The sequence below is a fragment of the Aliidiomarina sanyensis genome, from assembly GCF_003987175.1.
In the GTDB taxonomy this organism is placed as follows: domain Bacteria; phylum Pseudomonadota; class Gammaproteobacteria; order Enterobacterales; family Alteromonadaceae; genus Aliidiomarina; species Aliidiomarina sanyensis.
Genome location: NZ_PIPM01000006.1, coordinates 116,712 through 139,743, shown reverse-complemented (window position 1 = coordinate 139,743; position 23,032 = coordinate 116,712). Strand labels below are relative to the sequence as shown.

At 52.9% G+C, this 23,032-nt stretch carries 19 protein-coding genes; 6 read left to right on the top strand and 13 right to left on the bottom strand.

Annotated features, from left to right (window positions below):
- Nucleotides 1–6: 6 nt before the first annotated feature.
- A complete protein-coding gene (locus CWE11_RS07550) occupies nt 7–855 on the bottom strand; it encodes an N-formylglutamate amidohydrolase (protein ID WP_126777004.1) in 849 nt (282 codons plus the stop codon).
- 104 nt (nt 856–959) lie between these two features.
- On the bottom strand, nt 960–3,698 hold the full coding sequence (locus CWE11_RS07545; RefSeq protein WP_241971753.1) for a TonB-dependent receptor: 2,739 nt from the start codon (nt 3,696–3,698) through the stop codon (nt 960–962).
- A gap of 608 nt (nt 3,699–4,306) precedes the next feature.
- Here CWE11_RS07545 and CWE11_RS07540 point away from each other — a divergent pair.
- A complete protein-coding gene (locus CWE11_RS07540) occupies nt 4,307–5,194 on the top strand; it encodes a LysR family transcriptional regulator (protein ID WP_126777003.1) in 888 nt (295 codons plus the stop codon).
- 75 nt (nt 5,195–5,269) lie between these two features.
- On the opposite strand, the gene CWE11_RS07535 is transcribed toward CWE11_RS07540, so the two are convergent.
- The 5 genes from CWE11_RS07535 to CWE11_RS07515 all read right to left on the bottom strand — a co-directional run bounded on the left by CWE11_RS07535 (nt 5,270) and on the right by CWE11_RS07515 (nt 11,077).
- Nucleotides 5,270–5,557 (bottom strand): hypothetical protein, encoded by a 288-nt coding sequence (locus CWE11_RS07535; RefSeq protein WP_126777002.1) that lies wholly within the window; start codon nt 5,555–5,557, stop codon nt 5,270–5,272.
- A 304-nt stretch (nt 5,558–5,861) separates the two neighbouring features.
- Nucleotides 5,862–6,911, bottom strand: coding sequence for an ABC transporter ATP-binding protein (locus CWE11_RS07530; RefSeq protein WP_198675619.1), 1,050 nt, complete (start codon nt 6,909–6,911; stop codon nt 5,862–5,864).
- Entirely contained in the window at nt 6,889–8,667 is a 1,779-nt protein-coding gene (locus CWE11_RS07525; RefSeq protein ID WP_198675617.1) for an ABC transporter permease, read from the bottom strand. Before CWE11_RS07525 ends, CWE11_RS07530 begins: the two co-directional genes overlap by 23 nt.
- 430 nt (nt 8,668–9,097) lie before the next feature.
- Nucleotides 9,098–10,129, bottom strand: a complete 1,032-nt coding sequence (locus CWE11_RS07520; protein ID WP_126777000.1) for a Fe(3+) ABC transporter substrate-binding protein — start codon at nt 10,127–10,129, stop codon at nt 9,098–9,100.
- 411 nt (nt 10,130–10,540) lie between these two features.
- A complete protein-coding gene (locus tag CWE11_RS07515; RefSeq protein ID WP_157981319.1) occupies nt 10,541–11,077 on the bottom strand; it encodes an REP-associated tyrosine transposase in 537 nt (178 codons plus the stop codon).
- A gap of 158 nt (nt 11,078–11,235) precedes the next feature.
- On the opposite strand from CWE11_RS07515, the gene CWE11_RS07510 reads away from it, so the two are divergent.
- On the top strand, nt 11,236–11,742 hold the full coding sequence (locus CWE11_RS07510) for a hypothetical protein (RefSeq protein WP_126776998.1): 507 nt from the start codon (nt 11,236–11,238) through the stop codon (nt 11,740–11,742).
- A 419-nt stretch (nt 11,743–12,161) separates the two neighbouring features.
- On the opposite strand, the gene CWE11_RS07505 is transcribed toward CWE11_RS07510, so the two are convergent.
- The 3 genes from CWE11_RS07505 to CWE11_RS07495 are packed head-to-tail and all read right to left on the bottom strand — an operon-like array spanning nt 12,162 to nt 14,403.
- Nucleotides 12,162–12,917: a 3',5'-cyclic-nucleotide phosphodiesterase gene (locus tag CWE11_RS07505; protein ID WP_126776997.1), complete on the bottom strand. Its 756-nt coding sequence runs from the start codon at nt 12,915–12,917 to the stop codon at nt 12,162–12,164.
- Nucleotides 12,917–13,381 carry a DUF3429 domain-containing protein gene (locus tag CWE11_RS07500; protein ID WP_126776996.1) on the bottom strand — a complete coding sequence of 155 codons (465 nt, stop codon included), beginning with the start codon at nt 13,379–13,381 and terminating at the stop codon, nt 12,917–12,919. The genes CWE11_RS07505 and CWE11_RS07500 overlap by 1 nt, the downstream gene beginning before the upstream one ends.
- 56 nt (nt 13,382–13,437) lie before the next feature.
- A complete protein-coding gene (locus tag CWE11_RS07495; protein ID WP_126777032.1) occupies nt 13,438–14,403 on the bottom strand; it encodes a calcium/sodium antiporter in 966 nt (321 codons plus the stop codon).
- A gap of 74 nt (nt 14,404–14,477) precedes the next feature.
- On the opposite strand from CWE11_RS07495, the gene CWE11_RS07490 reads away from it, so the two are divergent.
- Nucleotides 14,478–16,496, top strand: coding sequence for a BCCT family transporter (locus tag CWE11_RS07490; RefSeq protein ID WP_126776995.1), 2,019 nt, complete (start codon nt 14,478–14,480; stop codon nt 16,494–16,496).
- 332 nt (nt 16,497–16,828) lie between these two features.
- Here the strand turns inward: CWE11_RS07490 and CWE11_RS07485 are convergent, their stop codons facing one another.
- The 3 genes from CWE11_RS07485 to CWE11_RS07475 form a co-directional block, all read right to left on the bottom strand.
- Nucleotides 16,829–18,397, bottom strand: coding sequence for a Na/Pi cotransporter family protein (locus CWE11_RS07485; protein ID WP_126776994.1), 1,569 nt, complete (start codon nt 18,395–18,397; stop codon nt 16,829–16,831).
- Between the two features lie 12 nt (nt 18,398–18,409).
- Complete coding sequence (locus tag CWE11_RS07480) at nt 18,410–18,988, bottom strand: TMEM165/GDT1 family protein (protein ID WP_126776993.1); 579 nt, start codon at nt 18,986–18,988, stop codon at nt 18,410–18,412.
- 122 nt (nt 18,989–19,110) lie between these two features.
- Nucleotides 19,111–19,947 (bottom strand): substrate-binding periplasmic protein, encoded by an 837-nt coding sequence (locus CWE11_RS07475; RefSeq protein ID WP_126776992.1) that lies wholly within the window; start codon nt 19,945–19,947, stop codon nt 19,111–19,113.
- A 347-nt stretch (nt 19,948–20,294) separates the two neighbouring features.
- Here CWE11_RS07475 and CWE11_RS07470 point away from each other — a divergent pair, with 347 nt between their 5' ends.
- From CWE11_RS07470 to arsJ, 3 genes are read left to right on the top strand one after another with little or no spacing between them, the layout of a single operon-like run.
- On the top strand, nt 20,295–21,302 hold the full coding sequence (locus CWE11_RS07470) for an ArsJ-associated glyceraldehyde-3-phosphate dehydrogenase (RefSeq protein ID WP_126776991.1): 1,008 nt from the start codon (nt 20,295–20,297) through the stop codon (nt 21,300–21,302).
- 43 nt (nt 21,303–21,345) lie between these two features.
- Nucleotides 21,346–21,627 (top strand): hypothetical protein, encoded by a 282-nt coding sequence (locus CWE11_RS07465; protein ID WP_126776990.1) that lies wholly within the window; start codon nt 21,346–21,348, stop codon nt 21,625–21,627.
- The gene (arsJ, locus tag CWE11_RS07460) at nt 21,624–22,907 is read left to right on the top strand and encodes an organoarsenical effux MFS transporter ArsJ (protein WP_126776989.1); all 1,284 of its coding nucleotides are present in this window, start codon (nt 21,624–21,626) and stop codon (nt 22,905–22,907) included. The genes CWE11_RS07465 and arsJ overlap by 4 nt, the downstream gene beginning before the upstream one ends.
- The last annotated feature ends 125 nt before the right edge of the window (nt 22,908–23,032 follow it).

Genomic DNA, 23,032 nt, shown 5'->3' with positions numbered 1-23,032 from the left:
AAACCTCTAAATTTTGGACTTCACGTATTCAGCCACAGACTGTGCAACTGTGCGAAGATCCTGTTGGAACGCATCAAAATTATCACTTTTCTCAAACGCCGCTTCGTTCATATAGAGCGCGCGATTAATTTCAATTTGGACACTATGTCGATTCCGGCGCGGATCGCCATAGGCTCGAATACAATGACCGCCTTTGTACGGGTAATTGACCGCCACCTTATATCCAAGCCCTTCAAACGCGTTCTGAATCACCGCTGTGAATTCAGGGTCTGCAGTCGTTCCATCGGCATCGCCAAGCACAATATCGGGCCTTGCCGTACCCGCGTCAATATTCATGGCGTTGCCTTTGGATTTCATCGAATGGCAATCAATATGCCACACGCCTTTGAAGTATGTGCTGTACAGATCCAACAAGTCATGCAAACAACGATGATACGGCAGATAAAAACGTTCAATGCGTGCCTCGACCTCAGCTATTGGTAAAAGCTCCGCATACATTGGTTTTCCGGGCAGTGCATAGCGACGGAGCAAACCCATACCCCGCTCTGAATATTGAGTCGGTTGAATATCACCGAGCCATGGCTCGGCTAACATCTCAGGATCAATATCTGTGACCGCACGATTGGGATCGATATACATCCGGGAAAATTTTGCAGCCAGCAGGCTCGCGCCTAGTTCCACCGCCGGTAGCCAAAGCTCGTCCACAAAGGCATCCCATCCGCTTTTGAGTTCGCTCTCCGTTGCCGAAGTCGGAAACGTGTCCGGGAAGTGTGCACTGCTGTGGGGGGAATCGAAGACCAACGGCAGATGCCCTTGCGAGCTTTGCCATAATTGGAAACTGTCTGGATTGGTCATTGAAATTCCTTGCTGTTCAGATCGTTCACATCATGTCAGGTGGTACGATTGGACGTTGGTGAGCCCCTGTGCACCATGCACAGGGACCACCACTTCTCCGGGACTCAGAAGTTATAAACCAATTGCACGTAGCTGAAGCGCCCTACTGGGTTATAGGTGTTGATATCAAAGTTAATATTGATATTCACCCGCGACGCAGGCGGCTGCTTATCGGTGATGTTGTTCACCCCAAAACGTGCCGTCAACCCATTACTGAAGTCATAGGCAACTGCTGCGTTGTGGTAGAACACCGAACCGATTGAGCGATCTTCGCCTTGGAACAGCTCGTTGGTGCTACCAATGTGACGCCAGCTGTAGTTTGCATACCAGCTGTTGCGACGCCATTGGACGTTCAAGTTGCTACGCCACTCTGGGTAAGCTGCACGAAGGATTGCGCGACCAGTGCGATCGTCTTCCACCGTTGAGCCATCGGCCAAGGTTGAAGTTTCTTTAAATTCTTCGAGTTTCGAAACGCTCAGCATGACATCCCAGTTACCGATATCGGTATCGAAGTTGTAGCGGCTGACCACATCAAACCCACGAACCGAGGTGCTGTTGAGGTTAACTGGACCATCGTTGATATTGGTGATTTCACCATTTGATGCCCGAGTAATCACGCCACAGTTACGGCCAGTGTTCGCACACAAGTTCACTAAGTTTTGCGCCCCAAAGGTACTGATGGTGTCCTCGATTTGAATATCGTAATAGTCAAACGTCAGGCTAAAGCCACGCAACGCTTCTGGAGTGTAGACAAAACCAACAGAGATATTCTCAGAGGTTTCTGGTTGCAGATCTTGGTTACCACCAACCGTCGTTGGAACCTGCGTTTCACCTTGTACGTAGTCGCTCGGAACGCCTGTACAACCAGGCAAATTTGCACCGCCTGAACATGGGTCGGCAACCGGCGAGAACGTCGAACGCTGACCTTCGAAGAGCTCAAGCACGGATGGTGCACGGAAGCCCTCGGCAAAGGTACCGCGGAACATGATGTCATCGTTCACGCGCCAGTTCAGACCGAACTTGGTGTTAAAGGTGCTACCAAAAGTGCTGTAGTTTGAATAACGGCCTGCGGCGGTCAGCTCGAGCATATCAATACCCTGACGGTCGGCCAGCAGTGGAATACTAAACTCTGCATACCCTTCATACAGGTCGTATTCACCGCGCGTGCCGGTCCGTGGAGCAGAAGAAGTCCGGTTCCCCGTAACAATTTCTGCTGGGCTGTTAATAAAATCGTCTGGGGTATCAATCCCTTCTTCTTTACGGTACTCAACGCCTGCCGCCATGCGCAGCTCACCCGCTGGCAGGTCAGTCAGCAAACCGGTCACGTTGAAGTTCGCGTTGGTTTGACGTGATTCGTTGGTATCGCGGCCGGTGAATCGAATGTAGTCCGCCATTTCAGGGGTTAGGTCGTTGAAGATGTTAACCGGTACACAGCCTTGCGCCGCCTCAATCGTGCCGGATAGTCCCGTTGTGTCACAAGCCCGCAAGCCAAGTGCGAGGTTATCCAAGTTGATCTGATGGTTCGATACGAACTCAGCACGGTTCCGTGCATATGAGACAAACGCATCCCAATCCCAATCTGCATTGATGTACCCGTCAAAGCCAAGGCCAACCCGAACCGTATCAACCGTTTGTGCATTCACACGAGGGCCGAGGTCATCAAAGTAGTTATCAATCCGGAAGCTATTGCCGCTGAGCTCAACGCCAAACGGGTTCACGGTTGGATTGTTAGGGATAAAGAAGCCTTGGTTGCCAAAAATGGCCGGTGGCGCTGGCGAGAACTGTTGGTCTGACTCCCGGCGGTTATAAAGCGCCTCAACACGCATGTTGAATTGCTCGTAAGGCACCAAGTACTGCGCAAACAATGCCGTCCGCGTCGATGGCCCCATCACGTAGTTATTGTCCCAACGGTTGTAACGATCAGCAGCTGTAATTTGACGCCAGTTATCTGGGTTCATGCCATCTGCGCCTGGATCGCGTGTAATTCCCGGCGTGGTGTCAAAATCATACAAATCTTGTAATTGCGGGGCACGAATCACGCCCTCACGTGTACCGAACGACAGCCCATTGAGCGGTACAGCGGTGAGGGAGCGGTCCTGGGAGAAGATCGGCTTTTGGTCCGCGTAGCTCAACGCAATCATTAAGTTGCTGTCGCCAATATCCGTGCCGTGGAGCAGGTCGAAATTCACGGACTCACGGTCACCCCGTGAACTTTCACCGTAGTAAGCCTTCACTTGTGTGCCGACGAAATCACGGTGGGTGTACATGTTGACCACCCCAGCAATCGCATCCGCACCATAGATTGCTGTGGCACCGTCTTGCAGCACTTCAACGCGGTTGATCATGATGGACGGAATGGTGTTGAGATCCACGAAGTCACGGAAACCCCGCGTCCCTGCACCGTTCACCCAACGCTGTCCGTTAACCAGCACCAAAGAACGGTTCTCACCGAGGTTCCGCAAGTTCAAGCTGGCCGTTCCGTGCGACGTACCGGCGGTTCCGTTGCTGTTTAAGCTGGCACCGACGCTTGGGAGCTCTTGTAAGATTTCCCCAAGGCTAAGCGCGCCTCGAATGTTCAGTTCATCTGCAGTCAGCACCTGAACCGGTGAACCAGATTCCTCGGCACGAGCAATCCGTGAACCGGTCACGGCGATCGTTTCAAAGCGCTCTTGCTCTTGCGCTTCTTCCTCTTGAGCGATTGCTGCTGAGGTTGATACCGCCCCCATCGTTGCCACAATGGCAAGTGCGAGTGTGCTGATCTTGAAGTCTGGCGTTTTCAAAGACGCGTTGTTGTGCGTTTTCATAATGAGCCTCGTGTTGTTACACAGTTTTGAATTGTTAGTATTCTGTAAGTCGAGGAGAAAACTAGCAGGCCTTCAAACCTCATGCAATATTATGCAATTTTCGCATCACCTGATAACATAATGTTATACACATAACCAACGCATTGCGTTGGGTTCGACACGATACACGTAGCCAACGCACAGCGTTGGGTTCGACACGATACACGTAGCCAACGCATTGCGTTGGGTTCGACACGATACACGTAGCCAACGCACAGCGTTGAGTTCAACACGATACACGTAGCCAACGCATTGCGTTGGGTTCGACACGATGTACGTAGCCAACGCACAGCGTTGGGTTCGACACGATACACGTAGCCAACGCATTGCGTTTGATTCAACACGATACACGTAGCCAACGCATTGCGTTGGGTTCAACACGATGTACGTAGCCAACGCATTGCGTTGGGCTCAACACGATACACGTAGCCAACGCATCGCGTTGGGTTCGACACGATACACGTAGCCAACGCACAGCGTTGGGTTCGACACGATACACGTAGCCAACGCATTGCGTTGGGTTCGACACGTTGGTCGGGCCGCAACAAAGATAACCAACAGGAGTCACCATGGCTGAAACCCCAAGTATCAAATGCCTTGAAGCTTTCCATGCCATTCTCATCACCGGTTCAGCAACCGCTGCCGGAAAACGACTGGGCACCACCCAACCGGCGGTTTCGCGCTTGCTTTCCACGTTTGAAGAGTACGTCGGTTTCCAATTATTTTATCGCGAACACGGTCGTTTAATTCCGACCGATGAAGCATTGGCCCTGCAAAAAGAAGTTGAGCTTACCCTTTCCAGTGTGGAGCGACTCGGTGCCCTCGCTACAAATATTCATCACTCCAATGTTGGCTCCCTAAAAATTGTCGCGCCAGTGAGTTTTCTCTCGGGCCCCCTTGCCGATGTAGTGGCCGACTTTATGCGAACCCACCCGAATGTTCGGATTAGTATGGACTCGCGCAGTCCCGAGTCGGCCCGTGAACTCGTGGCTCGGCGAACGGTGGATTGTGGATTTATTCAATTGCCTGAACATCACCCGGGATTGCGCGCAGAGTCTCTCTTAGCAGGACGTATGGTGTGTGTGATGGCACCGGATCACCCACTGGCGCAGCGCAAAATTTTGAAACCAAAAGACTTGCGTGATTCCCCACTGATTCTTCTTGGAAAAGGCAGGTACTCACGAGGACAAATCGAGAATGCGTTTCGAACGGAAGGAATTCCGATGCGCGTGAAGATAGAAACGCACACGGTGGCAACGGCCTGTGCTTTTGCAAAACGTGGGCTGGGGGTTGCGATTGTAAATGGGCTTTTGGCGGAGCAGTTTGCGCATGGCGCGCACATTACCAATTTCTCGCCCAAGATTAGTGTGGAGTATGGCTTTATCACCTCGGCTCATACGCCAATGAGCCGCCTTACCGAGGCATTTTTCGAACATTGTCAGCGGTGTTTATCCTGAACACCGAGATCACGGATGACGGGGCGGTACGATGGATGTAACCAACGCAATGCGTTGGGTCCGGGGTATATGCGTTTATCGGGCTGGGGCCCAACGCGGTGCGTTGGCTACGGGGCCGATATGATCACGGATGACCGGGCGATACGATGGATGTAACCAACGCAATGCGTTGGGTGCGGGGCCGATATGATCACGGATGACCGGGCGGTACGATGGATGTAACCAACGCAATGCGTTGGCTACGGGGCCGATATGATCACGGATGACCGGGCGATAAGATGGATGTAACCAACGCAATGCGTTGGGTCCGGGGCCGATATGATCGCGGATGACGGGGCGATACGATGGATGTAACCAACGCAATGCGTTGGGTCCGGGGTATATGCGTTTATCGGGCTGGGGCCCAACGCGGTGCGTTGGCTACGGGGCCGATATGATCGCGGATGACCGGGCGGTACCATGGATGTAACCAACGCAATGCGTTGGGTCCGGGGTATATGCGTTTATCGGGCTGGGGCCCAACGCGGTGCGTTGGCTACGGGGTATATGCGTTTATCGGGTTGGGGCCCAACGCGGTGCGTTGGCTACGGGGCCGATATGATCGCGGATGACGGGACGGTACGATGGATGTAACCAACGCATTGCGTTGGGTGCAGAATCGGAAATATCAGGTGTCGCAGTATCCGGCGGGAAATAACACAAGGTGGTCCATGTTCAGGCGCAGCCCGACATTCTGACCCACTTCGTATTCGTGATGCGATGGCGCCATACACAGCAGGTGGCTGCCATCTTGCAGCTCGGCGGTATAGAGGAAATGCGCTCCTCGAAATCCGCGGGCCACAATGGTCGCACGGCGTTCCGCACTCTCGTCGAGGACAATATCATCTGGACGGATTAACACGTCCACCGCTTCCCCTTCAGAGCCGCGAGGCACCTCTTCACCATGCAACAAACCGAGCGCTGTTTGCACACGCCGATCCGCCGTGATCGACCCATGCAACAACACCCCCACCCCAATGAAATCGGCAACCAAATGATGCGCTGGACGGTGATACAACCCATACGGCGTATCCCACTGCAGCAGGCGGCCGTGATACATCACCCCAGCTTTGTCGGCGAGGGCAAAGGCTTCTTGTTGATCATGGGTCACTAATAATGCCGTGATACCCTCTTCTTTGAGAAGCGCGCGCACTTCTGTGGCAAGGGACTCACGCAACTCCGCATCGAGCGATGAAAATGGCTCATCAAGCAACAATAGACGGGGTTTTGGCGCAAGTGCACGAGCCAGCGCGATGCGCTGCTGCTGACCACCACTTAACTGATGCGGGTAACGCGGGCCATAACCGGAAAGTCCAATATGCTCCAACAATTGGTGAACCCGACGCTTTTGTTCACTGCTACTCTGATCGCGAATGCCAAACGCAATGTTGTCGAATACCGTCAGGTGAGGAAATAGCGCGAAATCCTGAAACACCATGCCGACCCCGCGCTTTTCTGGGGGCACAAGCTGTGCTGGCGAGCTCACAAGCTTCTCGCCAAGCTCAATGCGCCCACCGCGTACCGGCTCAAACCCCGCGATAGCGCGCAACAGTGTTGTCTTGCCGCAGCCGCTTGGACCAAGCAGACAGCCGATTTCGCCCTCTTCTAATGAAAAAGAGACGTCATCGACAATTGTGGTCCGGTCAAAACCGACCTCAATTCCACTGAGTTTTAACAGGCTCATAGATCTCTCCAGGTTTCGGTTCACCCGCACGAATTTCATTTTGCAGATGCTGGCGTCGGTTCATCGCACGGCTCAATAAGATCACCGGAATCAGTCCGGCCAGTACAATCATCAGGGCCGCTGGCCCGGCGTCGGCAAGGCGCTCGTCGCCCGCCATTTCATATGCACGCACCGCCAAGGTATTAAAGTTAAATGGCCGCAAAACCAAGGTGGCCGGAAGCTCTTTAAGCACATCCACAAACACCAAGATACCGGCCGTCAGCAAACTTGTGCGCAGCAGCGGGAAATGAATGCGACTCATAATTTCATGTGATTTCAAGCCGAGAATTCGACCCGATTCGTCCATAGCTTTGCTAATCTGGCTTAACCCTGAGTCCACGGTTTGAATAGAAATCGATAAAAAGCGCACGGTGTAGGCAAACAACAGCGCAATAATGGTTCCCGAGAGCAACAATCCCGGATTAAAACCAAAGAACGCCTCGCTGAAGTCGATGATTCGGTTATCGAGCCACGCCAGCGGAACCATCACACCCACCGCAATGACCACACCAGGAATCGCATAACCAAGCGATGCAAACGCAACACTACCGCGCGTGAGTTTGCCGTTCGCCGCACGGTTACCGTTTAAGCTCGCTTCCCGCTTGCCGTAACACAGCCATAACGCAACCATCACCGTGATAAAGGCGGCAAGGCCCGCGAGAATCAAACTGTTGCGCACCAGCGTCCAAAATTGCGGGTCACTCCAAATGCTCAAGCGATCTGCCGACCAGAAAATAAGTTGCAATGCAGGGAGAATAAATCCAAACAGTACCGGTAAGAAACAGGCGATGAACGCCAACGCCGCTTTCCAGCTCTTCAGTTGCATAGGTCGCGTCGCTTGATTGCTCCGTCCTGCGTGGTGATAGCGGGATTGACGCCGCGAAATACGTTCGACCAACATCAAAACCACCACAGCACTCATTAAGATACTTGCCAGTTGCAGGGCCCCGACCGGATCGGCCATCCCATACCAGGTCCGGAAGATCCCCGTGGTGAAGGTGGTGACGCCGTAAAAATGGACTGTCCCGTAGTCTGCCAGGGTCTCCATTAAAGCTAAGGTCACGCCGGTTGCGATCGCTGGCCGAGCCATCGGCAAGGCAACGCGGTAAAAGCTCTGCCATGGACCAAGCCCAAGAGTCCGTCCGGCTTCAATCGCAGCGCGGGATTGCTCGATAAAAGACGCCCGTGTAATGAGATAGACATAAGGAAACAACACGAAGCCCATCACCAGCACAGCGCCGGTAAGGGAGCGAATTTCGGGGAAGCTGTATTCACCCAGTTGCCAGCCGGTGACTGCTCGAAGCGCTGATTGTACCGGCCCCTCAAAGCTGAGCATGCCGCTGTAAGTGTACGCGGTAATGTAGGCGGGCATGGCGAGTGGAAGTAAAAGAGCCCAACGCAACCAACGCACGCCCGGGAATTCGCAGGCCGTGGTCAGCCACGCAGCCGTGACACCAATGATGAGCGTAATCAGGCCGACACCGACCAAAAGGACGAGCGAATGACGAACGTATTCGCCAATTACGGTATCAAATAAATGCGCCAGAGTTTCTCGCTGCTCGGCGCCGAAAAGACCAATAAAGAAACTGGCAACAACCACCAATAACGGCAGACAGATCACGACCGCGACAAGCGGCAATGACCAATCGCGCAAGGTTCTCCACACATTATTTCCCGCAGTCGCTAAACCGCTGCGTATCGCTTCAACCATTCGTTATCCATTGTTTGTCGCCGTGCGTTGGATTTGATTTGGGTTCCCAACGCCGTGCGTTGGCTACACCCATTCCTTCGTAGCCAACGCATTGCGTTGGGTCCGGGGTATCCACAAACCCCGAGGCCGAATTCGATTTGGGTTCCCAACGCCGTGCGTTGGCGACACCCATTCCTTCGTAGCCAACGCATTGCGTTGGGTCCGGGGTATCCACAAACCCCGAGGCCGAATTCGATTTGGGTTCACAACGCGGTGCGTTGGCTACACCCATTCCTTCGTAGCCAACGCATTGCGTTGGGTCCGGGGTATCCACGAACCCCGAGGCCGGATTCGATTTGGGTTCCCAACGCGGTGCGTTGGGTCCGGGGTATCCACAAACCCCGAGGCCGAATTCGATTTGGGTTCCCAACGCGGTGCGTTGGGTGCTACGTTACCGCCATCCGGCGCGGTCCATTAACCGCACAGCTGCTGCGTTGTTGTCACCCAACTCACTCATCGGCAAATCATCGGCGATAAAATCACCCCAAGCGCGCAGTGTCTCACTCCACGGTGCGTTCGGGTTCGCAGGGTACTCCGAGTTTACTTCCGCATACCAGGTCTGTGCTTCTACACTGGCAAGGAAATCCATCAACTTCACAGCATGGTCCACATTGCGCGCGTGCCGAAGCAAACCAATCCCCGATACATTCACATGCACACCATGTTCCGCATTGGGCCACGCAATCGCGACTTTGCTGACCGTGTCGAGGTTTGTGGCATCGGTTGATTGCATCATGCCACCAAAATAGTAAGTGTTTGCTATCGCGATATCGCAGATACCCGAGGCAACTGCATGAATCTGTTCACGATCTCCACCGACTGGATTGCGGGCGAAATTTGCCACCAAACCCCGTGCCCAAGTCTCTGTTTCTTCAACACCATAGTGCGCAATCATCGCCGCTACCATGGATTGGTTGTACACGTTATCGGACGAACGCACACAGATACGGCCGCGCCATTTGGGGTCGGCAAGGCTCATGTAGTCAGTAATTTCCGATGGATCGACCCGGTCAATCGCAAAAAAGACGGGACGTGCACGCATGCTCAGGCCATACCAAAGACGATCGGTATCGCGCAAATGCTCTGGAATGGCGTTGTCCAGTGTTGCACTGCGAACAGGTTGAAATAGATCAGCTTCTTTGGCCCGATGCAAAGCACCGGCATCCACCGTTAAAAATAAGTCCGCGGGGCTATTCCGCCCTTCATTGAGCAAGCGTGATAGCAGCCCGTCGCCAGAACCGGTCAGAAGATTCACCCGAATGCCGGTTTCAGCCGTGAACTCATCAAGTAATGGTTTAATCAATCCCTCGTTTCGCGAAGAGTAGATATTCACCTCATCGGAACCGCCTGGGCTGCAGGCTGTGATGCCAATCGCGACTGCTGATAAAACCCCAAATCCTGCGATTAACGCTTTGAAATTCATCGTTGGATCCCTCTCCAAACTAAGGCATTAGTGTATGAGAATGATGCGTAAATAACAATCGTTATCATTCCCAACTAGACAATACCCACAGAATAGAACAACCGCAAATGAGAATCAATATCATTTAAGTAGCCAACGCACCGCGTTGGGAAATCAAATCGTATCCATCATCGTGGATGTAGCCAACGCACCGCGTTGGGAAACTCAATCGTATCCATCATTGTGGATGTACCCAACGCACCGCGTTGGGATATCAAATCGTATCCGTCATCATGGATGTAGCCAACGCACCGCGTTGGGAAACTCAATCGTATCCGTCATCATGGATGTAGCCAACGCACCGCGTTGGGAAACTCAATCGTATCCATCATTGTGGATGTACCCAACGCACCGTTACGGCATGTGCGTTGGTTATCTGTCCTCTCTGCGCACGGTGGTTTTTTTATCCATTGAGATGTGTGCCCAACTCTCCGGAACAACCCCAAGTCGAACATCTCGGTGAAATGAACTCCAGGGCCAATCACCTACCTTTTTGCAGTGGCCATGATGCACGGGGTTCGTGTAGATATATAACGTCTCATCATATAACTGTTTCTCACTCCGAATCGTTTTTTCGTAAAAACGAGGCTGCCATATCGAATGTCGGCGTGCATTTTTGTAGCCTTTCGTTCGATCCTCTGATGGTTGCTTTCCATAAAACTTAGTGGTCAGTGCCTTGATCAACCCTATGCGTTTGGATAACTCGTCGTCTTCGATACTGAGAATCCAATGGATGTGGTCGGGTAAAAGTACGAATGCGTGCGTTTGGAAAGGCAGTAATTCCTTTACGGTTCTCATAGCGTCTCTCAGAGCTTGACGTAATTCGGGATCGTTGAATAACGGAAGTCGTCGGTAAGTATTCATCGTGATTGAATAATAGCCGCCTCCCTTGTCATAAATACGAAACATTCGAGGGTTCTTTCGAGGTTCCATGGTTTGCATGCGCCATCCTTAGCGTTTGGTGATTGATTTTCGAAAAGAAGATCCGTTGACCTTTAATGGTAGCCAACGCATTGCGTTGGGAAAACCAATCCACGCGATCGCCATAATATTCGCAACCCACATATATGAGGGATATCCAAGACATCCGTGATCGCGGGTATCGCGGCCCCAACGCATTGCGTTGGTTACGGGGTACCGCGGATGTAACCAACGCATTGCGTTGGGAGACCAAATCCAATCCATCGATGAGGGATATCCAAGACATCCGTGATCGCGGGTATCGCGGACCCAACGCATTGCGTTGGTTACGGGACATCGCGGATGTAGCCAACGCATTGCGTTGGGAGACCAAATCCAATCCATCGACGAGGGATATCCAAGACATCCGTGATCGCGGGTATCGCGGACCCAACGCAGTGCGTTGGTTACGGGGTATTGCGGATGTAGCCAACGCATTGCGTTGGGAGACCAAATCCAATCCATCGACGAGGGATATCCAAGACATCCGTGGTCGCGGGTATTACGGCCCCAACGCATTGCGTTGGTTACGTATATATCGCGGATGTAGCCAACGCATTGCGTTGGGAGACCAAATCCAATCCATCGATGAGGGATATCCAAGACATCCGTGATCGCGGATATTACGGCCCCAACGCATTGCGTTGGGAGACCAAATCCAATCCATCGATGAGGGATATCCAAGACATCCGTGATCGCGGATATTACGGCCCCAACGCAATCCATCGATGAGGGATATCCACGACATCCGTGATCGCGGATATCGCGGCCCCAACGCGGTGCGTTGGTTACGGGATATCGCGGATGTAGCCAACGCATTGCGTTGGGAGACCAAATCCAATCCATCGACGAGGCATATCCAAGACATCCGTGATCGCGGGTATCGCAGACCCAACGCGCCGTTACGGAATGTGCGTTGGTTACGGGGTATCGCGGACCCAACGCAATCCATCGATGAGGAATATCCAAGACATCCGTGGTCGCGGATATCGCGGACCCAACGCATTGCGTTGGTTACGGGGTATCGCGTTGGTTACAGGACGTGGAATTCTTGGAGGGCTTCGCGTAATTCGGTCTCGAAGGATGGCTTGAGGTGCGAGATCCAAACGTGTTGAGGAGGAACCTCAAGCGCTTCAAGGGTATCGAACACCATTTCAGGCGTCATGTGTTTGGTCTGACGGGCCAGTTCATATTTATCGTCTGGGAACGAGCATTCGATCATCAACACATCGATGGCACCGAGTCGATGCAGCTGGTCATTCAAGAACGATCCTTCGGTCGTGTCTGAGGTGAAGGCAAAATGTGAAATCACGGTGTCATCTGCCAGTAAATCACCGCGCACGCTCACACCGACGGTCGGCACCGTGTGTTCGACTGGAAACAAATTAATTTCGAGACCTTCGAGCTTCAAACGATCACCCGGATCGACTTCATTGAGTACCACCACCGGACCGACGGGTCCCATAGACCGTGTAAAATCTGGCCAAATCTCGTCATTGAAGATATGCGTTTTTAATTTTTCAATGGTGTGGCGCAGGGCGTACACCTGCACTTGATGCTCGACACCCTCAAACATATTGCTCAAAAACATCGGCAAGGACGCAATGTGGTCCATGTGTGAATGCGTCAGGACCACATGCTTAATTTTACGCATCTGTTTCACGTTCAGACGGCTCAAGCCAGTCCCCGCATCAACTAAGATGCTCTCGCCGAGACGAATACAGGTGGACCCATTTTCAGCCCCTAGGCCTCCCGAGGCGCCGAGGACGTCGATTCGATGCGCTGCCATTAACTCACTGGCCCCACGCGGAATTCTGTCGCGATGGTGATAAACCACAAAAAGTGCGACCCCACCACCACAAATGTCACTGGGCGTCGCAAGTTTTGATACCAGGTGTCTCGAATGCGCCCTAAATCGTAGTTGAGCCAAAATAAATACATCAGCCCAAGCACTCCGAGTGCCCACAGGGCAGGCAGAAACGCATATGCGGCCCATGCGACCAACGAAGGCAGCATACAAATAATCAGGGAACCTTGCGCTCGCTCGAGTTTTCCAGACATCACGAGGCCCCAATGGATTCCCCCCAAAAATGAGAGGATCACCGCACTGTAAACTAGGAATACGTTGAGTAACTCGTATTGCCACGCGCCGATCGCGCCGACAATTGCGGTCACGATGAATGGCACCACCCCAGCCCATGTGAGGCGGTTGGCGATGACGATCGTTTCAGGAGTCATTGGTTCGTGCTTCATTTACACCTCGTTTTATTGCCCAACGCGCCGTTGCGAAATGTGCGTTGGTTACGGTGTTAACCCGCGATAATCCACACAAGATATCCGATATACACGGCGACGAAAAAACCGCCTTCAATTCGATTAATCCGCCCTGAGCGCTTCACACCGGGCAAGCGGAACGCGAATACAAAAAGCGCCAGCGTAAACAGCCCCATAATCAGATAATCACGGTAGACCACCGCGCTTTCAAACTCAAAGGGATGGATCATCCCCGCGATTCCCACTACGGCCAGCGTGTTAAATAAGTTTGATCCAATCACATTCCCAAGTGCCAGATCATGTTCATTCTTGCGTATCGCTGCCATTGCACTGGCGAGCTCAGGTAGCGAGGTTCCGATCGCCACGATAGTCAGCCCAATCACCAAATCGCTAACCCCAAACGCCTCGGCGATATCCACAGCGCCCCACACCAACACACGAGAGCTGGCTATCAACAGCAGCAACCCAACCACCAACCACATCAGGGCTTTTGGCAGAGACATGGGATGACTATCCAGCTCTGCTGTTGTCTCGGTGCCTAATGAGTCACCATTCCCCATTCCCTGCTTGATGGACCATCCCATGACCAGAGCGAACACACCGAGCAAAACCAAGGCATCGATCCGCGAAATCGTAAGATTCCACACAATCACAACACCTAATAAGGTCACACCCAGCAGCACGGGCATCTCGCGTCGCAGTACATTTGACTTTACGGCAATGGGCGCAATCAACGCGGTCAGACCGATGACCAACCCGATATTGGCCGTGTTGGAGCCAAATGCGTTACCAAGCGCCAGCCCCGGGTTCCCCTGCATGGCCGCAAAGGCCGAAACCACCATTTCGGGTGCCGACGTTCCGAATCCAATAATAATCATCCCGATCAGCAGCGGCGACATGCCAAAGTGACGGGCGGACGCAGCCGCACCGTCGACAAACCGGTCTGCGCTCCAAATCAGTAAAATCAATCCAAATAGAACCGCTGCAATCGCAGGCAACATGTCTTGCTTCCCTGAGAAATCCTTGAGGTCTGCTATCATACTGTAAAACCACAACAACGCACAGGGCATCCCACATGTCAGAAACGACCGCAAAACGGAAAGTTCTCATGAACCCACCAGTCTTCATTGGCTCAGGGATCATCGCCGCAATTTTTGTACTCTTCGGCATCATCGCACCCGACGCTTCAGCCGCCACATTTTCCGCCGTTCAAGCCTGGATCATGGACGCTGCCGGTTGGTACTACGTCATGGTTGTGGCCTTGTTTTTGATTTTTGTGGCCTACCTCGCATTTTCCCGTTTTGGACAAATTAAACTCGGTCCAGACCACAGCACCCCGGATTACAGCTACAAAAGCTGGTTCGCCATGCTATTTAGCGCGGGGATGGGGATTGGCTTAATGTTCTTTGGGGTCGCAGAGCCTGTGATGCACTACATCGCCCCGCCCGTGGGAGCCGGTGAGAATTTTGACGCCGCCCGCGAGGCCATGAACATCACGTTCTTCCACTGGGGACTTCATGCGTGGGCTATTTACGCAGTGGTTGCCCTTTCATTGGCTTATTTTGCCTTCCGGCACAACCTTCCGCTTACCATCCGTTCGTCACTTTATCCACTCATTGGCGATCGGATTCATGGGCCGCTTGGGCACGCAGTCGATATCTTCGCAGTCGTTGGTACCCTGTTTGGAGTCGCAACCTCGCTTGGGTTCGGTGTACTGCAAATCAACTCCGGCCTAAATGTTCTGATCGGGATTGAACAGTCGGTCTATGTGCAGATTGCACTGATTGTGATTATCACGCTGATTGCTACCATCTCGGTCGTCCTTGGCCTTGATGGCGGGATCCGTCGGCTGTCCGAGCTCAACCTGTTCCTCGCATTTGGATTGCTATTCTTTGTGTTATTCGCCGGACCAACGGTGTATTTGCTGCAATCCTTGGTGCAGAACATCGGGACCTACTTGTCTTCCATTGTGTCCATGACCTTTAATTTATACTCCTACGATCCTGCCACCTACGGCTTGCAAGAAGGCTGTAACGGGGATTGTGAGCCGAGTACTTGGTTAGGTGGCTGGACGCTATTCTACTGGGGTTGGTGGATCGCTTGGTCGCCGTTTGTCGGAATGTTCATCGCCCGCGTCTCACGGGGCCGCACCATTCGTGAGTTTGTGACCGGTGTCCTGCTCGTCCCGATGGGCTTCACCTTTATGTGGATGACCTTCTTCGGTAACACCGCCATCCACATGATTTTGATGGAAGGCATGACATCGCTGGGCGATGCGGTGATGGCGGATTCGTCGGTCGCACTGTTCCAGTTCTTTGATGCACTGCCGTTTAGTACGATTGCTTCGATGATCGCCACCATCTTGGTCGTGACGTTTTTTGTCACGTCTTCTGACTCAGGCTCACTGGTGGTGGATATCATTACCTCCGGTGGTGGTGATGAAGATTCACCCACCTGGCAGCGGATCTTCTGGTGTGGGCTCGAGGGTTTAATTGCCGTCGCGCTCCTGCTTGCTGGGGGACTTGGTGCGCTGCAAACCGCGTCGATCGCCTCGGCTTTGCCGTTCTCGATTGTCATGCTCCTGATGTGTTGGGGCTTGATTCGCGCATTGCGCTTGGAAGTCGTCAAACGGGTCTCGCTCGCGTCCGCCGTACCTGCGCCAGCGTTTGCGCAAGGCAACTGGCAGCAACAACTGCGCCGTTTAGTCCGACAACCGAAGCGAGACGAAGTCATGCAATTCATTGAAGGTCCCGTGATGGAGGCTATGCAAGCCGTGGCGGAGGAATTGAAGAAGCAGAACATCCCCGTCCACGTGAAGCGAGGCGACGATGGTCGCGCTTGGCTGCAAACGGAGCACGGCGATGAAATGGACTTTTTCTACTCCGTGCGTCCGCGCGAGTATCGTCCCCCGAGCTTTGTGATGCGCGATATCGCAAAAGGCCGGGATGAAAAACTGAAGTTTTTCCGGGCGGAAGTTCACCTGCGCGAAGGCGGTCAGGATTACGATATCTATGGCTGGAGCAAAGATCAGGTGATCGGCGACATCCTCCAACAATATGAGAAGCATTGGTATTTCCTCGACGCCGTGCGGTGAGTGTAGCCAATGCACAGCGTTGGGTGTAGCCAATGCACAGCGTTGGGTGTAGCCAATGCACAGCGTTGGGTGTAGCCAATGCACAGCGTTGGGTGTAGCCAATGCACAGCGTTGGGTGTAGCCAATGCACAGCGTTGGGTCACAGGCCTGACGCATTTATCAATCTAGACCCAACGCAGTGCGTTGGCTACGATGCGTTGAGTGCGAGGGCTGGAAGCGATTCCGTCGCCGAGTGTCTGCCGCATGGATGCGGCAGTCAAGCCCCCATGGATGGGTTCACGGCGTCCCGGAGAGGGCATGGTTCCAACCTGAGCAAAGCTCAACGCGTGAGGCTACGCTGTTGGATATATGACGTCGGTGATGCGCATGACGCGTTTGGCGCTCTCTTCAAATAACGCAATCACGTGCAAGCGACGGGTTGCTTCTGGGGCGCTTATGGCGCCGCTTCGGATCTCAGCGAGCAGCTCATTTCGTCGAGCTTTCCGTAGCGTTTTCACATGAGACATCGCCTCACCTCGCTGCACCTCATCCATTTGCTTCAGTTCTCCGGTGCGCAACAACCGCATGAAGGCCTCACGCAATTCCGGCGTGAGCGCCGCTTCAACATCTGCTTTCGGCGTGTCTTGCAAGTCATGGAATAACTCACGCAATTCCACACATTCTTCGCGCGCCCAGTTGAGATTAATAAACGACTCAGAATACTCGTCCATCCCGCCTTGAGCTCCAAGCTTATTGGAAAACTCTGCGATCGCATCAAGCAGCACGCTAGTATTCACATCCGCTTCCGGTGCCGGCTCTGCACCATCATCGAGTACTTTGCGCCCGCGCGCCAGCAACTGCTTAAACACCCGCTTAATTTCCGAGTGCATCGCAGGAACCCCCATGGCAGGCATGCTCAAAACCGTATCGTCCAAATAACGAGGGCGCTCTGAGGTCAGTTCTGGTTGTTTTATCCAACGCTCAACACGACGCAATAGGTGATCGGCAAGGAACCACATCAATAGAATGCCAAGCAGGTTAAATAGCGTGTGGAAGAGTGCCAGGCCTGTCGAGATATTGGTTCGTCCATCGCCACCCGCCAGCCAGTTAGATATCCACCACAAGGGCACGAGTAAGATGAGTGCGATTGTGCCGGTAAAGGCTTTTTCGGTCACATGAACCAGCGCCAAGCGCCGCGCATTGGTGGTTGCGCCAATGGACGCCAAAAGCGATGTCGCTGTGGTGCCGAGATTGGCTCCAATTACCAACGATGCTCCTAACAACGGGGTCAGTACACCGGTTACGGAGGCCGTTAGAATAATCGCTAATGCAGCCGATGAACTTTGAATCAGTGCGGTGAGCAAGGCTCCTGCAATGACCCCGAGAATGATGCCGTACCAACCGGTTGTGCCCAACCGCTCGATCGGAATCCATTCTGCTGCATCAATGAACCCATCACGCAGCATTCCAAGGCCAAGGAACAGCACACCAAACCCCGCAAGTGCCACGCCAATATGAGCCGCGCGGGAGTTCTTAAAGAAAAGCTTCAGGAGCATGCCGATCCCAATCAGCGGCAGCGCAATGATTTCAACTCGGATTTTCAGACCAATCAACGCGACAATCCACGCTGTCATGGTGGTCCCGACGTTACTCCCAAACACGACCCACGCGGCTTGTTTCAACCGCAACATGCCGGCATTGGTAAAACCAAGGGTGGCGACGATCACCGCAGAGGACGATTGAACGAGCGCTGTGATCCCAAACCCCGTCATCAAGGCACGAAGCCGAGTTTGGGTGGACCGCTCCAGGACCACGTGCAACTTATTCCCCGCTGCACTTTTTAAGCCTTCGGTCATCATGTTCATGCCGAGCAGGAGGAGCCCGAGTCCCCCGAGCGCCATGGTCACCACGACCCAAGACATACTAACCTCCTGCTAGTTGGCGAAAAATTCGTATAAACTCAGTATACCAATGGCCACAAAAATTGCGAAGCCAGTGTAACGAATGACCTGCATCGGAATCCGTTTGGTGAGCCACGCGCCAAAGAACACCACCGGAACCAACAATAAAACCATGCCGACCACAGCGCCCGCCGCGATGGTCACGATCGCCTCATAGTGCGCTGCCAACATCATGGTCGCGATTTGTGATTTATCGGCAATCTCGGACAGGCTAAAGAGTAAAAAACTCGCTGCAAAGGCCCCAAACCGTAAATATCTATGGTTTACATCATCAGACCCTTCGGGCTCTTTTCGTAAAATGGCCAAACCCATCACGATAAAAAGGATACCGACCACAAGGGCTGTATAATCGCCGACAACGAAATCGCCCAAATAGAAACCAAGGGTCGCCGCCAGCCCGTGCATTAGCGTTGCTGCTGCGATGAGTCCTAGAATGATGGCCCATTTTTGTTTGGCGTAACGGGCGGCGAGCAACAAAGCGATAAACTGAGTTTTATCTCCCAGCTCAGCCGCAGCCACCGCCAACAGTGCTGTGAAAAATTCCGTAATCATTAATATTCCCTTGGTTTTGTAGCCTGTTATAACGCACAGCGTTGGCTACAAAAAAGGCCCTGCGTGGCTGAGCCAGCAAGGCCTTATGCAACGAATCTGTCGGTAATTATCGCACTGATTCCCTAATAAATGCTATACCGAGCGATGACATGCTCAATGTAACCATCGTCCACTAAAACTTGCAGGGCATCGTTAAATTGCTCCACAAACTCGTCGTCTACTGATGCACGGCTGAACATAACATACACTTCTGTACTCGGTAGGCTGATCGCGTGTTGGTCAATTAATGCACCGAGACCCCGCCGACGGATAATCGAAGATGCCACGAGGTTATCTTCTAAAAATCCATCAATTTCGCCATCGAGCACCCGCGCGACATTCAGTTCATTGATCATCGAACCGATAAACTGACTCGTATAATCCGAATCATACATCAGGCTTTGCAGTTCTTCACCGTAGTAATACTCGTTCACGACACCCACGCGATACCCTGCCGCTACGAACTCTTCAACGGTTGATTGATCGAAGCGGTTCCGTCGATCACCGCGAACAAACAAACTAAATTGCTCATCCCGATAGGGGACTGAGAAGTAGGCAAACTGCTCACGTGCTTCCGTCCGTGATGCGCCCATAAGAAAATCGATATCCCCATTTTGCAGAAGTTCCAGCAGCTCCATCCAAGAGCCCTGTTCTACACGCAGGGTACAGTTCATGTGTGAAAATGCTTGTTGTGCGATTTCGAAATCAACCCCACCGACTTCTCCGCCGGGGCTTAGATACTGATAGGGTTCCCAACTTTCAAACCCCATGGTTAATTGACAGTGAGATGCTTGGACATCGGTCATTTCAGCTTCAGTGACACCATGCTCAGGTGCCTGAATTTCTTGCCGTTCTGCCGGCGAACATGCCGTTAAAGTGACTACAAAAACCGCGAGCAACCAGTTGGATAGCCGTCTCATGAGGGCCTCCTTAGTTAGAGTTTACGAGCCTCCTTGTTAGTGTAGAACACCTCCCAACTTGCGCAAGAAACCACCACCGCAGTGACCGTTACGAAATTGAATGTAGCCAACGCATTGTGTTGGGTTCGGTGTTGGGTCTTTTTTCGCGCTGGAACCCAACGCATTGCGTTGGCTACGGGGCCAACGCGCCGTTACGGAATATGTGTTGGGTTCGGTGTTGGGTCTTTTTTCCCGCTGAGACCCAACGCACCGTTGCGGAACATGCGTTGGCTACAAATTGTAACTTTTATCGTATATTTTGTAGGATGTTCATTCTAAAACGAGATCACAACGAGAAGGACAACAATATGAGTGGTAAAAAAGTTCGCGTTGGCATTAATGGTTTTGGACGGATTGGTCGCCTTGCGCTGCGCGCAGCGTTTGGCTCCGATGAATTTGAATTTGTTATGATCAACGATCCGGGTGGTGACGGGAATTTAATGGCTCACCTGTTGGAGTTTGACTCCACCCATGGCCGGTGGAACCGCACCATCACCAGCGATCCAAACTCGATCACCATCGACGGTGAACGTATTCGCCTCACACAGCACAAAGACATCGGCAGCGGCGATTGGTCTGGCTGCGACTTGGTCATTGAGGCATCAGGCCGCTTCAAAACAACCGAAGTTTTGCAAGCCTATCTTGACCAAGGCGTCGACCACGTTGTGGTGAGCGCTCCAGTGAAAAGCAAAGGCGTTCCAAATATCGTTGTGGGCGTGAATGACCTCGATTTCGATCCCCTCGAGCAATCCATCGTCAGTGCAGCCTCCTGCACCACAAACTGCTTAGGCCCTGTAGTATCAGTCATTCTTGAGAACTTTGGGATCAAACATGCCTCGATGACGACCATCCATGCACTAACCAATTCGCAAAGTATTTTAGATGCACCTCACAAAGATATTCGCCGGGCCAGAGCACTGAGCTCATTAATTCCGACCACGACAGGTTCAGCATCCGCCATCACCGTGATTTTCCCAGAACTTGTCGGGAAGATTAACGGTCACGCAGTGCGCGTCCCACTTGATTCGCCGTCGTTGACCGACATGGTCTTTGAAGTCGAGAAACCAACCACCGCGCAAGAGGTGAACAAAGCGCTGAAAGCTGCCGCCGAAGGCGATATGGCCGGAATCCTGGGTTATGAGGAACGCCCGTTGGTGTCAGTTGATTACAAAACAGATCCACGTTCCTCGGTTGTCGATGCATTGTCGACCTTGGTGATTGATGGTACCCACGTCAAAATTTACGCGTGGTATGACAACGAATGGGGCTACGCCAACCGCGTTGTGGATTTAGCCAAACGGATCGCGAATCGATAAAACCAAATTCGTTTCCAACGCACAGCGTTGGTTGCGAGGCCCGATGCATTTATCAGTCTTGGCCCAACGCATTCCGTTGGCTACCACCATATTTTATGTAGCCAACGCACCGCGTTGGGAGCGAGGCCCGATGCATTTATCAGTCTTGGCCCAACGCCCCGATACGGAACATGCGTTGGCTACCACCATATTTTATGTAGCCAACGCACCGCGTTGGGAGCGAGGCCCGATGCATTTATCAGTCTTGGCCCAACGCCCCGATACGGAACATGCGTTGGCTACCACCATATTTTATGTAGCCAACGCACTGCGTTGGGAGCGATGAGAATTAGCGTGAACTTAAAACAATATCTGGTAATTACCGGCAACTACTGGGCTTTTACGCTGACGGACGGCGCGCTGCGAATGCTCGTCGTCCTTTTCTTTCATCAGCTTGGCTACTCTCCGTTAGAGATCGCCATGCTGTTTATTTTTTATGAGTTTTTCGGTGTCGTCACCAACTTAGTGGGAGGCTACCTCGGCGCCCGCATTGGCCTCAACCGGACCATGCAAATTGGTTTGGTGATGCAGATCATCGCCCTCGCCGCCCTTACCGTGCCTACCGAGTACCTCACAATTTTGTGGGTAATGGCAGCGCAAGCACTCTCGGGAATTGCCAAAGATCTGAATAAGATGAGTGCCAAAAGCGCCATCAAACTTTTGGTCCCGGATAACGCCCAAAGCACTCTGTATAAGTGGGTCGCCATCCTAACGGGCTCAAAGAATGCCCTTAAAGGAGTGGGCTTCTTCCTTGGTGGCTTACTCCTGACGCTGCTCGGTTTTGTCGGCGCACTCTATGCACTCATGGCCCTGCTGACAGTAACTTGGCTGCTGAGTCTTGTTTTGTTGCAAGGTGAGCTTGGAAAGGCCAAAGCCAAGCCCAAGTTCCGGCAAATCTTCTCCAAATCACGTGCCATTAACATACTCTCCGCCGCACGAATGTTCTTGTTTGGTGCGCGCGATGTCTGGTTTGTGATTGCGCTGCCCGTCGTCCTCAGTCAGCAGTTTGCCTGGGATCATTGGCAGGTCGGGACATTTTTGGCGGTCTGGGTCATTTTCTATGGCTTCATTCAAGGCATCGCCCCCCGTCTTACAGGAAAAGACCGTAGCCAACGCACTGCGTTGGGCGCAGAACCTAATCGTAGCCAACGCACTGCGTTGGGCGCAGAACCTAATCGTAGCCAACGCACTGCGTTGGACACAGAGCATGGTCCAAGCCAACACGCCGTCGTTCTTTGGGCCGCAGGCTTAACGCTCATTCCTCTTGGGATCGCACTGCTGTTGAATGCGGGGATTGCGCCGCAACTCACCATTATGATTGGGTTGTTACTATTTGCTCTGATGTTCGCCGTGAACTCCTCACTGCATAGCTATCTTATCATTCGCTTCGCCGATGCGGACGGTGTATCGCTCGACGTGGGCTTCTATTACATGGCGAACGCCATGGGGCGCCTGATTGGAACGGTTCTCTCGGGGCTTGTGTTTCAAACTGCGGGATTCGTCGCCTGCTTGATCATCTCGACCCTCTTCCTCGCTGCAAGCACCGTGATTGTGAGACGGTTGTAGCCAACGCAGTGCGTTGGGTGCAATGCCAGATGCACTTATCGATCTTGGGCCCAACGCATTGCGTTGGCTACCGGCTGCAAGCACCGTGATTGTGAGACGGTTGTAGCCAACGCAGTGCGTTGGGT